The sequence below is a fragment of the Nocardia sp. NPDC052316 genome (assembly GCF_044547795.1).
Lineage (GTDB): Bacteria > Actinomycetota > Actinomycetes > Mycobacteriales > Mycobacteriaceae > Nocardia.
The window spans coordinates 182,104-199,679 of the sequence record NZ_JBIUBB010000002.1 but is presented as its reverse complement, the minus strand read 5'-3'; the positions used below and the strand labels follow the sequence as shown (position 1 = coordinate 199,679).

The window sequence follows — 17,576 nt, the reverse complement described above, 5'->3', positions numbered from 1 at the left end:
CGCTCCGCTGTCCGATTCGGCTGGCGGAGCGGGGTTTTCGACCGAGAGATCACAGGAGTACCAGCACATGCCGGAATCTACCGTGGACAATGCCCGCTGGATCCGAAGGCCCCATCCCGCGCCCGCCGCGACAATCCGGTTGGTCTGCTTTCCGCACGCCGGCGGCTCAGCGAGCTTCTTCTTCCCCGTGTCGGCCGCGCTGTCCGGTTCGGGCTCGATAGAGGTGCTCTCCGTCCAGTACCCGGGGCGGCAGGACCGCCGCCTCGACCCGGTTATCGACGACATCGGCGCACTCGCCGAACAGATCTACGCCGAGCTGAAACCGTGGACCGCCCTGCCCATGGCCTTCTTCGGCCACAGCATGGGTGCGATCGTGGCCTTCGAGGTCGCCCGACTGTTCGAGGAACGTGACGGAATAGTGCTGGCCATGCTCTTCGCCTCCGGCCGTCGGGCGCCCTCCCGGTATCGCGACGAGAACGTGCACACCCGCGGTGACGACGCGCTCGTCGCGGAGATTCGGCAGCTCAGCGGTACCGACGCCGCACTACTCGGCGACGAGGAGGTGCTGCGCATGATCCTGCCCGCGATCCGCAGCGACTACCGGGCGATCGAGACCTACCGCTGCGGGCCTGGGGCCACCGTTCGGTCTCCGATCACCGTGCTGGTCGGGGACGACGACGCTAAAACCACGGTCGCGGAGGCGCGCGACTGGGCGCGGCACACCACCTCGAGGTGCGAGACCCAGGTCTTCACGGGTGGCCATTTCTATCTGACCGCCCACCGGACCGCCGTCATCGACACCATCACGGACTCCTTGCTCTGCGCATCCGGCTCCCGGCCGGAATAGCTTGCGGCGCAGAGCCAGCCAGAACAACCACTGGTTGTCGTTTGGTGCGTGTTGATTGTTTGACCCAAGATCGCCCACTCGGCTCGAATAGGCCTTTCCGAGTCTGAGTCCATCTGGAGGCGTCCGTTGTCCTCGTTCGTTCACCTGCATGTTCACACCGAGTACTCGATGCTGGACGGTGCGGCGAAGATCAAGCCGCTGTTCGAGGAGGCCGGACGGCTCGGGATGAGCGCGGTGGGGATGACCGACCACGGCAACATGTTCGGGGCCGACGAGTTCTATCAGGTCGCCACGAAGATGGGGATCAAGCCGATCATCGGCATCGAGGCGTATCTCGCCCCCGGCAGCCGATTCCACAAGAAGCCGGTGTTCTGGGGGCAGGCCAATCAACGCGGGTCGAATGGGGAGGGCGTCGGCGGCGACGTCTCCGGTGGCGGTGCGTACACGCACATGACGATGCTCGCGCGCGACGCGCGCGGGTTGCGCAACCTGTTCAAGCTGTCCTCGCTGGCCAGCATCGAGGGCTACTACCGCAAGCCGCGGATGGACCGCGAGCTGGTCGCCGGGCACGCCGAGGGGATCATCGCCACCACCGGCTGCCCGTCCGGCGAGGTGCAGACGCGGCTGCGGCTCGGTCAGCACGCCGAGGCGATACAGGCGGCCGCCGACTACCGCGACATCTTCGGCAAGGAGAACTTCTTCGTCGAACTGATGGACCACGGCCTGCCCATCGAGCGGTCGGTCCGCGAAGGGCTGCTCGAGATCAGCGCGAAATTGGGCATTCCCCCGTTGGCCACCAACGACTCTCACTACGTCACCAAGGATCAGTCCGAGGCGCATGCCGCGCTGCTGTGTGTCCAGGCGGGGAAGACACTCAGCGATCCGACGCGGTTCAAGTTCGACGGCGACGGTTACTACCTCCAGTCGGCCGAGGAGATGCGGGCGTACTGGGATACCGAGGTGCCCGGCGCGGCCGACAACACCCTGCTGATCGCCGAACGGGTCGAGTCCTACGCCGAGGTGTGGGAGCACACCGACCGGATGCCGATCTATGAGGCACCCGAGGGCTACGACGTGACCTCGTGGTTCCGCGCGGAGGTCATGCGTGGACTGGCCTGGCGGCTGCCCGGTGGGGTGCCCGAGGAATACCTGCGCCGCGCCGAGTTCGAGATCGACATCATCGTGCAGAAGGGCTTTCCCGCCTACTTCCTCATCACCGCGGACCTGATGAATTACGCACGCCAGCAAGGCATTCGAGTCGGTCCGGGGCGTGGCTCGGCGGCGGGATCGCTGGTGTCCTACGCAATGGGTATCACCAATCTGGACCCCATCCACCATGGTCTGCTGTTCGAGCGATTCCTGAATCCCGAGCGCATGTCGATGCCTGATATCGATATGGACTTCGACGATCGCCGCCGCGGTGAGATGGTGCGCTACGCGACCGAGAAATACGGCAGCGACCGCATCGCCCAGGTGATCACCTTCGGCAAGATCAAAACGAAGGCCGCGATCAAGGATTCCGCGCGGGTCCACTTCGGTCAGCCCGGTTTCGCCATCGCCGACCGGATCTCCAAGGCGCTGCCGCCGCCGGTCGCCGCGAAGGACATCCCGCTGTCGGGCATCGTCGATCCGAAGCACGAGCGCTACCCCGAAGCGGCCGAGGTGCGTTCGCTGATCGAGACCGACAAGGACGTCGCCACCATCTTCGAGACCGCCCGCGGCCTGGAGGGTCTGATCCGCAACGCGGGCGTGCACGCCTGCGCGGTGATCATGTCCTCGGAGCCGCTGGCCGACGTCATCCCGCTGTGGCGGCGCGAGGACGGCTCGATGATCACCGGATGGGACTACCCGTCCTGCGAGGCCATCGGCCTGCTCAAAATGGACTTCCTCGGGCTGCGCAACCTCACCGTCATCGGCGACGCGATCGAGAACATCGAGGCCAACCGCGGCGAGACGGTCGACCTCGACTCGCTCGGCACCGACGATCCGAAGACCTACGAGCTGCTCGGCCGCGGTGACAGCCTCGGCGTGTTCCAGCTCGACGGCAACGCGATGCGCGAACTGCTCCGGCGGTTGGGGCCCACCGGGTTCGAGGACATCATCGCCGTCAACGCGCTGTATCGGCCGGGGCCGATGGCGATGAACACGCACAACAACTACGCCGACCGCAAGAACGCCAGGCAGGCGATCGAGCCGATCCACGAGGAACTGGCCGAGCCGCTGCGCGACATCCTCGCCGAGACCTACGGCCTGGTCGTGTACCAGGAACAGATCATGCAGATCGCCCAGCGGGTGGCGGGCTTCTCCATGGGCCGCGCCGATGTGCTGCGCCGGGCGATGGGCAAGAAGAAGCTCGAGGTGCTGGAGAAGGAGTTCGAGGGCTTCCGCGCGGGCATGCGCGAGAACGGGTTCTCCGACGAAGCGGTGCAGGCCCTGTGGGACACCGTGCTGCCGTTCGCCGGATACGCGTTCAACAAGTCGCACGCGGCGGGGTACGCGCTGGTCGGCTACTGGACCGCCTACCTCAAGGCCAACTATCAGGCCGAATACATGGCGGCCCTGCTCACTTCGGTGGCCGACAACAAGGACAAGTCGGCGATCTATCTGGCCGAGTGCCGCCAGCTCGGCCTCAAAGTACTAGCGCCGGACGTCAACGAGTCGTCGCTGCGGTTCTCCGCCGTCGGCACCGACATCAGATTCGGGCTCGGCGGTATCCGCAACGTCGGGGCCAACGTCGTCGAGTCGATCATCAAAACCCGCACCACCAAGGGCAAATACACCTCGTTCGCGGATTTCATCGAGAAGTCGGAGCTGGTCTGCTGCAACAAACGCGTGCTGGAGTCGCTCATCAAGGCCGGTGCGTTCGACTCGTTCGATCATCCGCGCAAGGCGCTCATCGACGTGCACGAAGAAGCGGTGGACGCAGTCACCGGACTCAAGCGTCAAGAGGCGATGGGGCAGTTCGACTTGTTCGGCGTCGAGAGCGACACCGAGGAGACGTCCAGTCATTCCTCGCCGCTGAGTCATCTGAAATTCGACGGTGAGGAGTGGCCACGCAAGATATTGCTCGGACTGGAGCGAGAAATGCTGGGGCTCTACGTTTCCGGGCATCCACTCGACGGCACGAATCACATTCTCCGCAAGGCCGCCCCGAAACCGATCGCCCATGTGCTGGCCAATGCGCCACGGGAGGGGACGATCGTGATTTCGGGGATGATTTCCGCACTGGAACGCCGGGTGAACAAGAAGGGGGAAAGCTGGGCGATCGCGGTGATCGAGGACCTGGACGCCTCGGTCGAAGTGCTGTTCTTCCCAAAGAGTTACAACCTGTTCACCACCGATCTGGTCGTGGACGCCGTGGTGGCAGTAGAAGGTCGGGTGAACTGGCGGGAGGACAGGATGGGCATCTTCGGCACCCATCTCGCTCCGCTGGATATCAGTTCCGTGGAACGTGGCGAGCACGCACCTCCGCTGATGCTGGAGATCAATGCCGAGTCCACCCGTCGAGACAGTGTCCTGGAATTGAAATCGGCGCTGCGATCCCACCGCGGCGGGACCCCGGTGCGCCTGGTGCTGTGCTACCGCGACCGGCGCACCACGCTGGCGGTCGACAACTATCCGGTGACGGTCAGCTCGGCACTGCTCGGTGAGCTGCGGGCCGTGCGCGGCGTCAAAGTGCTGACATGACAGGTTGTTTCGGCATCGTCCGCACCGGCGATCAGGTGCGGACGGTGCCCTCGGTCCGGAGCATCGCCAGCTGAGCGTCGTCGATCGGCGCGGGCAAGACCTCGCGCAGCCAGTCCCCGAGCAGTATCGCCGCCTCGGGCGCACCGGCCATCTCGCGGCAGCCCGCGAAATAGTCGATAAGTGCTCGGGCTGCCGGATTCTCTTTGTCGCAGCCTGCGCAAAGACCGACCGTCCTGGTCCCACGCACCTCGGTGCCATCGGCGCGCAAAAACGAATGTGGCGCCCGCACCGCGCAGAGCAAAACTTCACCGCACCGGTGGCATGGCATATCCAGCAGCACCAACTCGCAATCCAGACCCGACACGAGGTTGATTCGACTCGATTCGCCGCCCGGTGTCCAACAAACGACACACCCCAATACCCAACCAGCAGTTGTGAACAGCACGCACCGAAAGAACGGATTCCCCGATGACACCCACTCCCCCGGCGCTCGAACTCTCTCGAATCGCGTTCGCGCAAGCACAGATCGACGAAGTCCGGCGCCAGCTCCTCGATACCGCCGCCTTCGGCAAGAGCATTACCCCGGACCAACTCGAGCATCTGGCCGCAAAGCTCGGCGAAACGTTGCGGATACTCGCCGAGGACGGCTGACGTGGTGCGTATCGCCGCCTGACCGAGACGAAACCTCCTGCGGCACGGTCACTCCAAGCCGCGGCGCACCGCAACAACCCATCGATCTTCAGCAATTCCCCGCATGGTCTCGCGCCCGCAGGCCACGTGTACTGGACTCCACGACTGATCTAGATCCACCGCCCGGTCAGCAATGCGCGCCGGGGCACGACCTACATCGGGAGCTCTGGAGAATTGACTATCGATCGCGCAGACACGGGTCCGCTACCCACGCGCACGGACTGGGTGACCGACGTGCTGGCCGGCTACGAGAACGACCACGGGCCCGCACACGAATACCTGCGGGACAACGGTTCCTGGGACACGGTCAGCCGACACGAGCTGGTCCGACGCGTCCGGTCGGCCGCACGAGGGTGGCGCGAGGCCGGTCTGGGACCCGGCGACCGGGTTGCCATCGAGGCAACCGAACCAGATGTCTTCGTCCCCGCCTTTCTCGGCGCACTGTGGTCCGGCGTGGTCCCCGTGCCGTTGCCGCCGACCACGGAACGCCGAGCCGCATGGAGCGCCCACGTGTCGGCCTTGGCGCAGACGGCGCAGCCCGAGGTGATCGCGCTGCGCGCGGGCACCGAACCGCCTACCGACAGTGGACGTCCGGTGGTCCTCGACCACGTGGTCGCCACGGCACCGGACGGCTCGGCACCGCACCACCCGGAGCCGGACGACACCGCCTACATCCAGTTCAGCAGCGGCAGTACCGGATTGCCCCGTGGCGTCCCGGCGCGCGTCGCCGCGGTCCTGGCCAACGGCCTGGCCATCATGCGCGACGGCCTGCGCAGCGACCCCGCCACCGATCGCGGGCTGTCCTGGCTGCCGTTGAATCACGACATGGGGTTGGTGGGATTCGTGCTGGCGCCGTTGCTGGTCGGCGTCCCGGTCTCCTTCGTGCCGACCCGCTTTTTCGTCCGGGATCCGGGACTGTGGCTGCGCGGCATGTCCGAGCGGCGCGCGACGATCAGCTTCGCTCCCAACTTCGCGTTCGCGCACACCGCTCGCCGAACCTCGCCTGCGGAGCTTGCCGCTCTCGATCTGCGCCACGTGCGGGTTCTGGGTTGTGGGGCCGAGCCTATCAATCACGCTGTGCTGCAGCGTTTCCTGAGCACCTTCGCCGGCGCTGGCCTGCAACCCGAGGCGCTGACGCCGTGCTACGGCTTGGCTGAGGCCACCCTGGCGGTCGCACTAGCTCCGCTGGGCCGCCGTTACCGAGTCGACCACGTCGAAGCGGCGGCCTTGTCCGCCGGGCACGCCACCGCTCTTCCCACCAGTGCTGCCACCGCCGCCGACGGCGTGGAAACCCTTGTCGGTTGCGGTCCACCGCTACCGGGCCATGACATCGTCATCCGCGACAGCTCCGGCAATCCCCTTGGTGCGCGCGCCGTCGGCGAGATCTGGGTACGCGGCCCGTCCATCGCACACACCTACGCCGGAGCTCCGCCCGAAACCCACACGACCTTTCGCCCCGACGGCTGGCTGCGCACCGGTGATCTCGGCTATCTCGCCGAGGGCGAACTGTTCGTCACCGGCCGGGTCAAGGATCTACTGATCCTCAACGGCCGCAACGTCGATCCGCAGCGGGTGGAGTGGCTCGCCGAGGCCGTGCCCGGCGTCCGTGCGGGCGGCGTTGTCGCCTGCACTCGTCCCGGCGCGGAGTCCGAGCAATTGGTCATCGTCGCCGAGTGCCGCACCCCGGACGAACCCGATGTGGTTGCCGCCGTGCGGGAAACGGTGGCCGCCGCACTGGGCCTGCCCGTGCACGACGTGGTCACCGTCGCGCCGGGCACCGTCCCCAGAACGACCTCGGGCAAGCCGCGACGACAGGAAACCCGCCGCCGATACCTGGAAGGTGTGCTGCATGTCCAGCAGAGCTGACATAGCGGTCAGTTACGACCTCGATCCGGAGTTCTTCCGGCTGTGGCTCGACAGCCGAATGAACTACACCTGCGGCGTTTTCGACGACACGGACGACCTCGACGCCGCCCAACTCGCGAAACTCACTGTGCTGCACGACTTCGCCAACATCACGCCGCAGAGCCGGGTCCTCGACATCGGCTGCGGCTGGGGCAACAACCTCGCCTACCTCACGCAGGAGCGCGACGTCGCCGAGGCACACGGCATTACCCTTTCCGAGGCGCAGTACCAGGAAATCCTGCGCCGTGACCTGCCGGGAGTCACCGTCTCCTGCCTGGACTTCCGCGACTTCACGCCGTCGCGCACCTTCGACGCGGTGCAGTCCATCTGCATGATCGAACACGTCTGCACGCCCGAGGAGGCCCGCGCGGGCCACGCCGTCGCGCGCTACCGCGACTACTTCCACAAGGCGTGGACGTGGACGAGTCCCGGCGCCTACTTCGCCCTGCAAACCGGGCTGCGCGATCGCCTGCCGCGACGGGCCGAGGACGCGCGCGAACTGAGCTGGCTCGGCCGAACCATCTTCCCCGGCGGCATGACTCCCCGCGCCGAGGATCTCATCATGGCCGTCGGTCCGTACTGGGAGGTCATGCAGCTGCGCACCCGGCGTGAGGACTACCAGCGGACCACCACCCACTGGCGAAATCGACTGCGTGCCAACAAAGAACACATCAGCGACCGCTGGGGCCGTGAGCTCTTCGACACCTACGACCGCTATCTGACCTGCTGCATCAACTCCTTCGCCCGCAGACACATGACCCTGTCGCAGTGGTGCCTGCGCCGGGTCGACGATCCCGAGTGAATCCCGCACCGCCACCACCGGTTCCACCGCAGGAAAGAGGACTCTCGATGACTCAGGACGACCTGCTCGCCCTTCTCGGCCGCGGGCTGCGCCGGCTGACCTCCGCCGCGCACCCCACGCTCACCGCGGCATCCGATCTGCACTCCGCAGGCATCGACTCGCTGCAATTGCTGGAGTTGGTCACCTGGACCGAGAAGGAGCTCGACATCCGCCTGCCCGACGAAAAGCTCTACACCGTGACCGACGTCCGCGGGCTGTGCGAGCTCATCTCCGCCGAACTCGCGAGCCGCGCGTGAACAGGGTGCTGCGCGAGTCCTTCCACCGCGAGTACATGACGTTCTTCGAGCACGCCGAGCGCACCCGCCGGTGGAATCCGTTCAACGACATCGACTGGGACGCACTCGACACCACGCAAGCCGACCGGCAACTCGCCACCAATGCCGAGACGTTCTGCGGCGTGGAGATGTTCCTGCCCGACTACCTCACCACGCATCTGGAACTGTTCGGCCGCGACTACGCCCAGGCCTGGTTCGCCGCCAACTGGGGGTACGAGGAATCCAAACACTCACTGGTCCTACGGGAGTACCTGCGGCGCAGCGGGCAGCGCACCGAGGAACAACTGCACGACTATGCCGCCATCATCCTCGCGAAAACCTGGGAGCGGCCCTACGCGAGTCCCCGAGAGATGGTGATCTACGGGATGATTCAGGAACTCACCACCTTCGTGGTGTACCGCTCGCAGCGCACCCTGGCCATCGACACCGGGCATCCGGTGCTCGCCGACATCTACCGGCTCATCGGACGGGACGAGATGGCGCACACCAAGTTCTATCAGCGCATGGTCGCCCTGCATCTCGACGACGATCGAGCGGGCACGCTGCAGGATCTGGCGCATGTGCTGCGGACGTTCCGGATGCCCGCCGAACAGCTGCTGCCGGACGCCGAGGCGCGGACCGACCTGATGCGCTCCACCGGCATCAACGCCCAGGTGTACCTGCGTGACATCGTCGCGCCCACTCTCACGGCCCTGCACCTGACCCGCCATGACCTGCCCGCGCCCAAGCAACCCGACCGGAAGGAGTGACGGTGCCCGAAACGGCGACCGACTATCTCAGCGATCCCCTCTTCGACCCACGTGTGCGCTACGAGCTGAGCGTCGACGACCTGATGCTGCGCACCGTCGAACGCGCGAAGGTCTTGCACGCGAAGGGAATCGTCGGCAGCGAGGCCTGGTGCGGCGGGAGCCGGGAAGACCGCTTCCCCGACCTGGTACGCACCCTGGGCTGGCTCAGCGCCTTCGACATCTCACTCGTCGCGACCACCGGCAATCAGCAGCTGGCCGGCAACGCACTGCTCTCGCACGGTAGTCCCGCTCAGGTGGCGGCCTTCCGCGACGAAATCGACCGGATGGAGCGGGTTTACGCGTTCGCCGCGACCGAGATCGGCCGGGGAACCAACCTGATGTCCATCGGGACCGAGGTGCACTACCGGCACGAGGACCGCTCGCTACGCATCACGACGCCCTCCGACGACGCGGCGAAGTACTGGATCGGCAACAGTCTGTTCTCCGCGACGCACGCGATGGTCCTGGCCCGCTTGGTGATCGACGGCACCGACGAGGGCCACCATTGGTTCCGGGTGCCGCTGCGGCCTGCCGAAGGCGCACTGCCGTTCCCCGGTGTGCGCATTCGCCGCGCCGACCCCAAGGGCGGGCTCCCGGGGAACCAGACCGGCATGATCCATTTCGATCACTACCCGCTCCCGTCGGACGCCCTGCTGAGCGCCTGGGCGCATATCGACGACTCCGGCGCGTATGTGTGCGAAATCCCAAGGCGGGAGCGCTATCTGCGGTGCCTCGGGACGTTCTCCCAGGAACGCATCTTCCCCGTCACCGGCGCGGCCTGCTGTTTGCGGCGCTTCGCGGCGACCACCCTCCGCTACAGCACGCATCGGGAGTCGTCCGGCAAGACCCTGCTGGCCTTCCCGCACTACCGCGAGCGCCTCATGCCCGTGGTCGCCGAGGCGCTCGCCCTGCACCACCTCACCGAGCACCTCATCAAGGAGTGGACCACCCGCTACCCGACCGAGCCGATCACCCTGCACGGCCGCACGCTCTACGGCATCACCTCCGCAGCCAAGGCGCACGCCTCGTGGGCGGCCAACACCGCCCTGGTCGTGCTGCGGGAACTCTGTGGCGGACACGGATTCCACAGCTACAACGAGATCGTCACCGCCCGGGTGGACGGCGAGATCAACACCACCTTCGGTGGCGACAACAACGTGCTGTGCTACGAAAGTGTCCGCGTCGCAGCGAGAACCGCGACGGCGGGTGCCGCGTCGACCACCCTGCCCGCCGTCACCGAGGACGGCCTGCGCTCGTGCGAGCACGGCATCGATCTGCTGGAAGCGTTGGCGCAGCGCCTGTTGGAGCGCTGGCGTGAGTCGCAGCGCGGCGCGCTGTGCCGCCCGCACGCCGGCGCGACCTGCGCTGTCCAATCGCTGCGCCGCTGGACAGCCCATTCCCGAGGACCCATCGACGACTTCGTGCGACACCTCTACGCCGTGACCTGTCTGCTGAGCCTGACCGACCATCTGGTGGCGGAAGGACTCCTCGACGGCGCGGCAATCCGTGGCCTGCTGACCCAGCGGGCCACCCTCAGCGACCAGTGCGCCGACCAGCACGGTGAGGTGCTAGAGCTACTGGACGTACCCCCAGCCCTGCTCGAAGTGCCGCTCGCCCACCCCGACTACGTCCGTCGTACCGTCGCCGCTGCCCGAGACACCACCCGGCTGTTACCCAGCTCCGGGTAGTGGCCCGTTTTCCCGCTCCTGGATACCCAGCCCCACCCGAATGGCCGCCTCGACAGGTGAATAGGTGCCGTCGGCGCGCTCCAATTCCAGCGCGGCGGTGGGTTCCAGGGTGGGAGTCGCCATGAAGCGGGGTGTGTCACCGTGATGGGGCTGGGCCGCGTGGATCAGGAACGGGTGACACAGGTAGACGTCGCCCGCGCGGCCGGTGGCGTAGGTGACCGGAAGCTCGGCGGTGGCCTCGAGTACGCCCGTCTCGTCGATGCGGGTGGCGTCGATCCCCTCGTCCCCGTAGCGACGCAGCCGACCGGGCACAGCCAGATGGGAGCCGACGCGCATTCTGGTCGGTGCGTCGGACTCCGCGACATCGGTGAACAAGAACAGCATGAGTAGCGCGCAGCCACGGGAACGGTAGTTCGTGAACGAGTGGCCTCTCCAGCCTTCGGGGAGGTAGCTGCCTTCGAAGTGCCAGTAGTCGTCGCCGGGCGACTCGGTGTGCGGGAAACGGACGGGGATGGGGCCGATACCAGACCTGCGCCGCCACCGACCGAGGCCGACCAACCGGTCGAAAGCTTGTTCCAGATCGGGCATTCGGAGGGCGGTGCGGAACGGCTCGTCGGTGTATTCGGGCAAGCGGATCAGCGGCTTGGTCCAGGTCGCCCGATCGTGTGGATCGCATCCGGTGCCCGGCCACATGACCTCTACACAGCGCTCGGCGATCGCGCGGGGGAAAGCTCCCGCCAAGTGCACGAATCCGTCTTCGATGAACGTGGTGATGTGTTCTGCCGCGAGCATCGCGCGGAACCTCACTTCCGTGTGCTGCCTATTTCTCCCGGCATACCCGGTAGCGGCCCCGGTCACCTAATGCATCGCCGTTCGATAACACTGCTGCGTGGCCTGCGTGTTCGGCGCCGAGCAGCGATTCGTGCGGCGGTATAACCGAGGGGATGGCGAACCCACGATGTTGGCTGGCACTCGTCAGCTTGCTGGTGACCGCGGTCGCGGTCGCCGCGTTGTCGGCGCCCGTCGACGCGGCTCCCGCCGAGGTCCGCGTGATCAGCGAAACGCCCCTCACCCGGGCCGTCACGCGCATCGACGTCTACTCACCGTCGATGGATCGGGTGGTCAGCAACCACGTGATCCGCGCGGCCGACGGCCCGGCGCCGACGCTGTACCTGCTCACCGGCATCGGTGGCGGCGAGGACGGTATCTCGTGGTGGCACAACACCGATGTCCGGGACTTCTTCGCCGGTAAGAACGTGAATGTGGTGCTGCCGATCGGCGGGGCGTTCAGCATGTACACCGACTGGCGCGCCGACGATCCGGTAATCGGGCGCGCCCGCTGGCAGACTTACCTCACCCGCGAACTTCCCGTGGCCGTCGACGCGCACCTGCACACCACCGGCCGCAACGCGATCGCCGGGGTGTCGATGAGCGGTGGCTCCGCCATCGATCTCGCGATCCAGGCGCCGCAGCGCTACCGCGCCGTCGCGGCGTACAGCGGATGCCCATGGTCGGCAGACGTATTGGGGATGGCGCTGGTCAGCGCCCAGGTGCTGCGCGGCGGCGGCAACCCCGCGAACATGTGGGGCGCGCCGGGCTCGGACGGGTGGCGCACGCACGACGCGTTCGCGCGGGCGGGCGCGCTGGCCGGAAAAGCCATCTATCTCTCGGCCGCGTCCGGTATTCCCGGCGTGATCGACCGGAACGGCCTGCCCATGCCACCGGTCGAGGCGATCGCGAGCAGGTGCACCGCCGCCTTCGCGAGCAGACTGGCTGCGCTCGGTGTGCCTGCCGTCCACGTCGACCGTCGGACGGGGTCGCACACCTGGGGTCTATTCGAGGCGGAGCTACGCAACTCCTGGCCGCAGCTGGCCCGTGCGCTCGGCGTCCGGTAGCCGGAAATCACTGGGTCGCAAGCGAACTAACAAAGCTTGCAATACGGGCTTAACTGCTGCGTAGATATATCTTCACCAGTTCAGACCTCCCTTACATACTGTGCTCATTCGCCGTTTTCTCGGTACAGTCGTCCGTGCCGATCACGAGCACATAACGCGCTCTTCATGATTCGCGGCTGACAATGGCTCCGACCTCAGCCGCTATTCGGGCTCGGCAGAAATCCCACCTTTAGCACCAATCGGAGGTCTCCGCGCTATGCCGCCCGCTGCCAACCGTCGCTACTACCGCGGAAAACATCGCGCCAAGAAGTCACCCACGAATGCCACACCCCGGCTATTCGCCGCCCTGGTCGCGGGCACCCTGATCGGGCCCGCCGCACTCAGCCTGACCACCACCGCCACCGCGGCGGCTCAGGCCCCGAGCTTCGGCTTCCGAGCGAAGATCCAGGGCTATGACTCCGACGGCAAGGCAATCATCCACTACAACAACAAGATCAAAGACGCGGGCATCGAAAACGCCGTCAAACACCTGAACTCGACCCCGGGCCTGAACTTCGTTTTGAAACCAGGAACGGGCAACGGCGCCATCGACATCAGTAACGAAACTTTTCAAGGCGACGTGGCCGGCCTGGGCGGGTGGGACAACGGCCCATTCGTGAAACTCGACCCCAAGACGCGCAATTACGATCCGGCGGACCGCACCGAAGTCGCCGCGCACGAACTACTCCACTCCATCGGCCTCGATCACAACGACAGCGGCTGCAGCATCATGGCCAGTTCGGTCAACCGGTGTCACAATGGCCCGACTCCGCTGAGTAAAAATGAGATCAACCAGCTGAACAGTATGTATAAGTCCGGGAAGCCGGGTAAGCCGAACGACCAGACAAAACCGGGCGACAGCGCCAGCCAGCCGGGTGGGCCGAACAATCAGCGCCCGAAACCACCGCAGAGTAAGCCGGGGCAAGACAGCGGGGATGATCAGTCCAGCCAGCCCGGTGACGGATCGGATTGGTCCGGCGACGGTGACGACGCCTCTGACGGCGGGAACCCGTTCGGTGATGACAACGGCAGTAACCCGTATGGCGACGACAACGGCGACGGCAGCAATCCGTTCGGCGACGACAACGGCGACGGCGGCAACCCGTTCGGCGACGACAGCGGCGGTAATCCGTATGGCGACGACAGCGGCGGCGGCGACGGATTCGACTGGCTCGACAGTTGGACCAATGATGCCTCCGACGGCGGCGACATGTTCGGCGACGGCGACGGCGGAGACATGTTCAGCGACACCGGCGACAGCGATATGTTCAGCAGCGACGGCAGCGATATGTTCAGCACCGGCGGCGACAATGACATGTTCGGCGACAATGACATGTTCAGCACCGGCGGGGACAGCGACACGTTCAGCACCGGCGGCGATATGTTCAGCGATGTCGGCGACATGTTCAGCGGTGGCGACAGCGGTGACATGTTCAACACCGGCGACCTGTTCAGCAGCGGCGACGACTTCGATTGGTTCGGCGGCGGCCGGCGGAACCAGTCCGGCGGCGGAGATCTCTTCGGCGGCGGCGGATTCGGCGATCTCGCGAGCGTCGGCGGCGGATTCGACGGCGGCGGCCTGTTCTAGCCCAGGCAACCACCGCGACCACGCAGCGGGCCGGACTCCTTTGCGCCGCAGGGAGTCCGGCCGTGCCGACGCTCAGACCTCGACGGCTGGGTGCAGGCGGTTGATCGTCCAGACCCGCTGCCGACGCACGACGAAAGCGGTGCAGGCCAGCGAGCCGAGCAAGAACCCGAGCAGGACCACGCAGTCCCGCACCAGATTACCGGTGAGCCCACCGGAGATCGTGACCCGCAGCCCATCGACCAGGTAGGTCATCGGCAGGAACGGATGAATGATCCGGAACGGCGCCGGCGTTGTCTCGATCGGATAGAGGCCACCGCACGAGGTCAGCTGCAAGATCAGCAGAACCAGCGAAAGCGCCTCTCCGACAACGCCGAACGCGACGCGAAGGAAGTGATCGATCGCGACGAAAGCCGCCGCAGCGAGGATCATCAACCCGGCCGTCCAGATCGGATGCACGGGGTCGAGTCGCAGCCCCACCTGGACCACCCCGTAGAGGATCAGGCCGCCCGCGACAGCAATACCCGCCACCGGCAGCCATCCGGCGACCGCCACGGTCCACGAACTGATCCGGCTCGCCACCGCACGCTGATTGAGCGGTTGGATGAACAGGTATGCGAGCAATCCCAGCACCCACAGGGCGATCGCGAAGAAAAACGGCGTCAGACCGCGCCCGTACAACCCGGCCGGGTTGAGATTGTGGCTGACGATACCCACCGGCGAGCCGAGCACATCCGCCGCGGCCGCGGTCTGCTCGGGACTGGTATCGGGGATCTTCACCAACGCCGAGTCGACGGTGTCGGCGACTTTGGTTGCGCCGGAGTGCAATTGGTCCGCTCCGGTCTGCAACGTCCGACTGCTCGCCTGCAAGGAAGCGAGGCTGTTGGTGATCTGGATGGCACCACCGGAGACGGTCGAGGCGCCTGCGGTCAGCGCGTGCAACGGTGCCGCGGCGGCGCGCAGGTTCTGCCGCACGATATCGACGCTGCCCGCCAGCCTGCCCGCCTGGTCGCTGGCCTGCGCCGCGGCGTCATGCGCCTGCCGGGCGGTGTCGGCGACGCTGCCCGCGGTGGACCCGACGGCCTGCACGTGATCGAGCGCCTGCCGGAACGTCGGGTCGAGCAGTAGTTCGGGGTGCGCGACCGCCAGCTGGCGCAGGTCGGCGCTGCCCTGGTCGGCTTGCTGACGCACCAGATCGGCGCCGCCCCTGACGAGTTCGAGCGACTGCGCGGCGGCGCCGGTCGCGTTGGACAGCGCCCCGGCCGCCGTCGGCAGGGTCGCCGTGCCGGTGTCGACGAGCTGGGTCACCGCGGTGTCGACCTCGTTGCTCGCCTGCGCGAGTCGCGCGACCCCGTCGGAGATCTGGGCCGTCCCCGCGGTCGACCCGTCCAGTCCGGCGGCCAGCGCGGCCGTGCCCTGCTGGGCGAGCACCGACGAGTCCACCAGCGCGTGCACACCGGTCGCCGCGACCTCGAGCTGCTGCTTCACCAGCGTGAGATCGCCGTAGATGGCTTTCGCATAGGCCGCGTGGGCGGCACTGTTCACCTGGTTCTGCAGCTCGGAGCGCGCCACGTCGGCGACCACGCCGACGATGAAATTGTTGGCGTCGTTGAGCGTGATGCCCAGGGTGGCCCGTTCCGGAATCGGTTTCTCGGCGCTGATGAGTTTCCGGCTGAAGTCCGGCGGGACGGTGATGGTGAAGTAGTAGCGGCCGTGGACGAGTCCATCCTCGGCGGCGTGCCGATCGACGAAGTGCCACTGGAACTTCGGAGTGGCGCGCAACTGCTGCCCGAACTGTTTGCCCGCGTCGACGACCTGCCCGTTCGCGGTGACCGGCCGGTCTTCGATGACGACGGCGACCGGGATCTGGTCGGTTTTGCCGTAGGGATCCCAGTTCGACCACAGGTACAGCGAGCCGTACAGCAGCGGTATGAGCGCGAGCCCGATCGGCACGAGTTTGCGCAGCAGCGGACCGCGGAATCGCCGAAACTCGAGCAGCGCCAGCCGTAGTGCCTTCACGCGTTCTCCTGGAGGTCGGATCGGTCGGCGGCCTGCGCGCCCGCCGCGTACGGCGGGGTCATGGTCAGCACGGTGATGTCGTCGAACGGCGGCGGCGCGGTGGCGGATGCGATGACGGTGCAGCCGTGAAAAGTCAACTCCCGCAGGCACTCCCACACCCACCGGGTCTCGCTGCTGGTACAGCCGGCGCCGACATCGTCGACCACGACGGCACCGGGCTGCTGCGCGGCCGCCAAGGCCACCGCGAATACCAGCTCTTCGCCCGGCGCCAGCTCCCCCACCAGCCGCTGCCCGGCGGGTGCCGCCGCCCCCATCGCGGCGAAGGTCGCCGCCAAGGCGGACTCGGTGAACCGGGGTCCGCCGATCAACGCGCGCTCGGCGATCACCTCCTCGACCCGGAGCCACGGATCGAGCACACAGCCGGGTTCGAGCCGCGCGATCGCCACCGAATCCTGGATCGCGCCGGGCTGCTCGTCGTAGCGGCGGCCCCCGACGACGAGGCGACCGGTGACCAGCCGCATCCGCCCAGCCAACGCCCACAGCAGCGAGGTGCGGCCCGATCCCGCCGACCCGACCAGCACGGCCAACTGGCCGGCCGCAACCTCCAGGTCCACGTTTTCGAACGCACAACCCGACGACCCGCGCGCAGCGAGATTGTCGGCCACGACATCAACACCCACCCATGTCACCCGATCGATCATAGAGACCGTTCCGTATGTCGAGCGCGAACGCCGCACCCCTACGATCCATTCGCCAGCAATCTTGGCTGGATAGGTCGGTGCGCTGGAGGTGACGGCTGGCCGAACGTTATGTGAAACGGCAGCAACTGGGGAGCCACCGACCTTGGTACGTCGTTGTTTTCCGCTATCGTGACTTTCGTGACAGTGCGAGTCGGGGCACCACGCAGGCGTGGCATCGCCGTCGTGCTCGCGGCGGCCGCGCTGTTGCTCGCCCACGCGCTGTTCATGTGCGTGCTGGGGCTGCCCGGGGTTTCCGGGACGGCCGAGCCGGTGCCCACCCTCGTCGCCGCGGAGCAGTCGCTCGGCGCGACCACCCATGCGGACCCGGCCAGCGAAGGCCACGAGCAGGGCTGTCTGGCCAGGGCACCGCAGCGCGAGGCCGAGCACGAGGTCGACTCGACCACGACAGACCTCGATAGTGCTGACGCACAAGCGGATACGAGTCGGCGGCCGCGATTCGCCGGCTGGGGGCCGTGGCGCATCGCCGCGCCCGACGGGCGCGGCATTCTGCGAGATCTCTGTATCGATCGGTGCTGACGGGCACCCGGTCGGTCGC

15 protein-coding genes are annotated in these 17,576 nt (G+C 66.8%); 11 read left to right on the top strand and 4 right to left on the bottom strand.

Translation table 11 applies throughout. The features are described from left to right. Positions 1-67 precede the first annotated feature (67 nt). Together ACIHA7_RS08085 and dnaE are read left to right on the top strand one after the other, a co-directional pair. Entirely contained in the window at positions 68-847 is a 780-nt protein-coding gene (locus tag ACIHA7_RS08085) for a thioesterase II family protein (RefSeq protein WP_397286923.1), read from the top strand. A gap of 126 nt (positions 848-973) precedes the next feature. Next, positions 974-4,534, top strand: coding sequence for a DNA polymerase III subunit alpha (gene dnaE / locus ACIHA7_RS08080; protein ID WP_397286921.1), 3,561 nt, complete (start codon positions 974-976; stop codon positions 4,532-4,534). A gap of 31 nt (positions 4,535-4,565) precedes the next feature. Here dnaE and ACIHA7_RS08075 read toward each other — a convergent pair whose 3' ends face one another. Further along, positions 4,566-4,862: a DUF6300 family protein gene (locus ACIHA7_RS08075; protein WP_397288683.1), complete on the bottom strand. Its 297-nt coding sequence runs from the start codon at positions 4,860-4,862 to the stop codon at positions 4,566-4,568. Positions 4,863-5,002: 140 nt separating this feature from the next. On the opposite strand from ACIHA7_RS08075, the gene ACIHA7_RS08070 reads away from it, so the two are divergent. The 6 genes from ACIHA7_RS08070 to ACIHA7_RS08045 all read left to right on the top strand — a co-directional run bounded on the left by ACIHA7_RS08070 (position 5,003) and on the right by ACIHA7_RS08045 (position 10,742). After that, on the top strand, positions 5,003-5,185 hold the full coding sequence (locus tag ACIHA7_RS08070) for a DUF6374 family protein (protein ID WP_397286919.1): 183 nt from the start codon (positions 5,003-5,005) through the stop codon (positions 5,183-5,185). A 213-nt stretch (positions 5,186-5,398) separates the two neighbouring features. Beyond that, the gene (locus ACIHA7_RS08065; RefSeq protein WP_397286917.1) at positions 5,399-7,090 is read left to right on the top strand and encodes a fatty acyl-AMP ligase; all 1,692 of its coding nucleotides are present in this window, start codon (positions 5,399-5,401) and stop codon (positions 7,088-7,090) included. After that, complete coding sequence (locus ACIHA7_RS08060; RefSeq protein WP_397286915.1) at positions 7,074-7,931, top strand: class I SAM-dependent methyltransferase; 858 nt, start codon at positions 7,074-7,076, stop codon at positions 7,929-7,931. Before ACIHA7_RS08065 ends, ACIHA7_RS08060 begins: the two co-directional genes overlap by 17 nt. Positions 7,932-7,978: 47 nt before the next feature. Further along, positions 7,979-8,227, top strand: a complete 249-nt coding sequence (locus tag ACIHA7_RS08055; protein WP_397286913.1) for an acyl carrier protein — start codon at positions 7,979-7,981, stop codon at positions 8,225-8,227. Continuing rightward, positions 8,224-9,015: an acyl-ACP desaturase gene (locus ACIHA7_RS08050; protein ID WP_397286911.1), complete on the top strand. Its 792-nt coding sequence runs from the start codon at positions 8,224-8,226 to the stop codon at positions 9,013-9,015. Before ACIHA7_RS08055 ends, ACIHA7_RS08050 begins: the two co-directional genes overlap by 4 nt. Before the next feature lie 2 nt (positions 9,016-9,017). Then, positions 9,018-10,742: an acyl-CoA dehydrogenase family protein gene (locus ACIHA7_RS08045; RefSeq protein ID WP_397286909.1), complete on the top strand. Its 1,725-nt coding sequence runs from the start codon at positions 9,018-9,020 to the stop codon at positions 10,740-10,742. Here ACIHA7_RS08045 and ACIHA7_RS08040 read toward each other — a convergent pair. Further along, positions 10,725-11,534 (bottom strand): phytanoyl-CoA dioxygenase family protein, encoded by an 810-nt coding sequence (locus tag ACIHA7_RS08040; protein ID WP_397286907.1) that lies wholly within the window; start codon positions 11,532-11,534, stop codon positions 10,725-10,727. The two genes, ACIHA7_RS08045 and ACIHA7_RS08040, sit on opposite strands and share 18 nt — an antisense overlap. A 152-nt stretch (positions 11,535-11,686) precedes the next feature. Between ACIHA7_RS08040 and ACIHA7_RS08035 the strand changes: the two genes are divergently transcribed. Together ACIHA7_RS08035 and ACIHA7_RS08030 are read left to right on the top strand one after the other, a co-directional pair. Further along, positions 11,687-12,637: an alpha/beta hydrolase gene (locus tag ACIHA7_RS08035; protein ID WP_397286905.1), complete on the top strand. Its 951-nt coding sequence runs from the start codon at positions 11,687-11,689 to the stop codon at positions 12,635-12,637. A gap of 256 nt (positions 12,638-12,893) precedes the next feature. Beyond that, on the top strand, positions 12,894-14,264 hold the full coding sequence (locus tag ACIHA7_RS08030) for a matrixin family metalloprotease (protein WP_397286903.1): 1,371 nt from the start codon (positions 12,894-12,896) through the stop codon (positions 14,262-14,264). 72 nt (positions 14,265-14,336) lie between these two features. On the opposite strand, the gene ACIHA7_RS08025 is transcribed toward ACIHA7_RS08030, so the two are convergent. Further along, on the bottom strand, positions 14,337-16,280 hold the full coding sequence (locus ACIHA7_RS08025) for a YhgE/Pip family protein (RefSeq protein ID WP_397286901.1): 1,944 nt from the start codon (positions 16,278-16,280) through the stop codon (positions 14,337-14,339). Next, on the bottom strand, positions 16,277-16,969 hold the full coding sequence (locus tag ACIHA7_RS08020) for an ATP-binding cassette domain-containing protein (protein ID WP_397286899.1): 693 nt from the start codon (positions 16,967-16,969) through the stop codon (positions 16,277-16,279). Before ACIHA7_RS08020 ends, ACIHA7_RS08025 begins: the two co-directional genes overlap by 4 nt. A 189-nt stretch (positions 16,970-17,158) precedes the next feature. Between ACIHA7_RS08020 and ACIHA7_RS08015 the strand changes: the two genes are divergently transcribed. Further along, complete coding sequence (locus ACIHA7_RS08015) at positions 17,159-17,557, top strand: hypothetical protein (protein WP_397286897.1); 399 nt, start codon at positions 17,159-17,161, stop codon at positions 17,555-17,557. Positions 17,558-17,576 lie beyond the last annotated feature (19 nt).

Bases quoted from the DNA above. Each gene is read 5' to 3' on its own strand.
- ACIHA7_RS08085 (WP_397286923.1), top strand. From the start codon at position 68: ATGCCGGAATCTACCGTGGACAATGCCCGCTGGATCCGAAGGCCCCAT.
- ACIHA7_RS08075 (WP_397288683.1), bottom strand. From the start codon at position 4,862: ATGCCATGCCACCGGTGCGGTGAAGTTTTGCTCTGCGCGGTGCGGGCG.
- ACIHA7_RS08070 (WP_397286919.1), top strand. From the start codon at position 5,003: ATGACACCCACTCCCCCGGCGCTCGAACTCTCTCGAATCGCGTTCGCG.
- ACIHA7_RS08060 (WP_397286915.1), top strand. From the start codon at position 7,074: ATGTCCAGCAGAGCTGACATAGCGGTCAGTTACGACCTCGATCCGGAG.
- ACIHA7_RS08055 (WP_397286913.1), top strand. From the start codon at position 7,979: ATGACTCAGGACGACCTGCTCGCCCTTCTCGGCCGCGGGCTGCGCCGG.
- ACIHA7_RS08040 (WP_397286907.1), bottom strand. From the start codon at position 11,534: ATGCTCGCGGCAGAACACATCACCACGTTCATCGAAGACGGATTCGTG.
- ACIHA7_RS08035 (WP_397286905.1), top strand. From the start codon at position 11,687: ATGGCGAACCCACGATGTTGGCTGGCACTCGTCAGCTTGCTGGTGACC.
- ACIHA7_RS08030 (WP_397286903.1), top strand. From the start codon at position 12,894: ATGCCGCCCGCTGCCAACCGTCGCTACTACCGCGGAAAACATCGCGCC.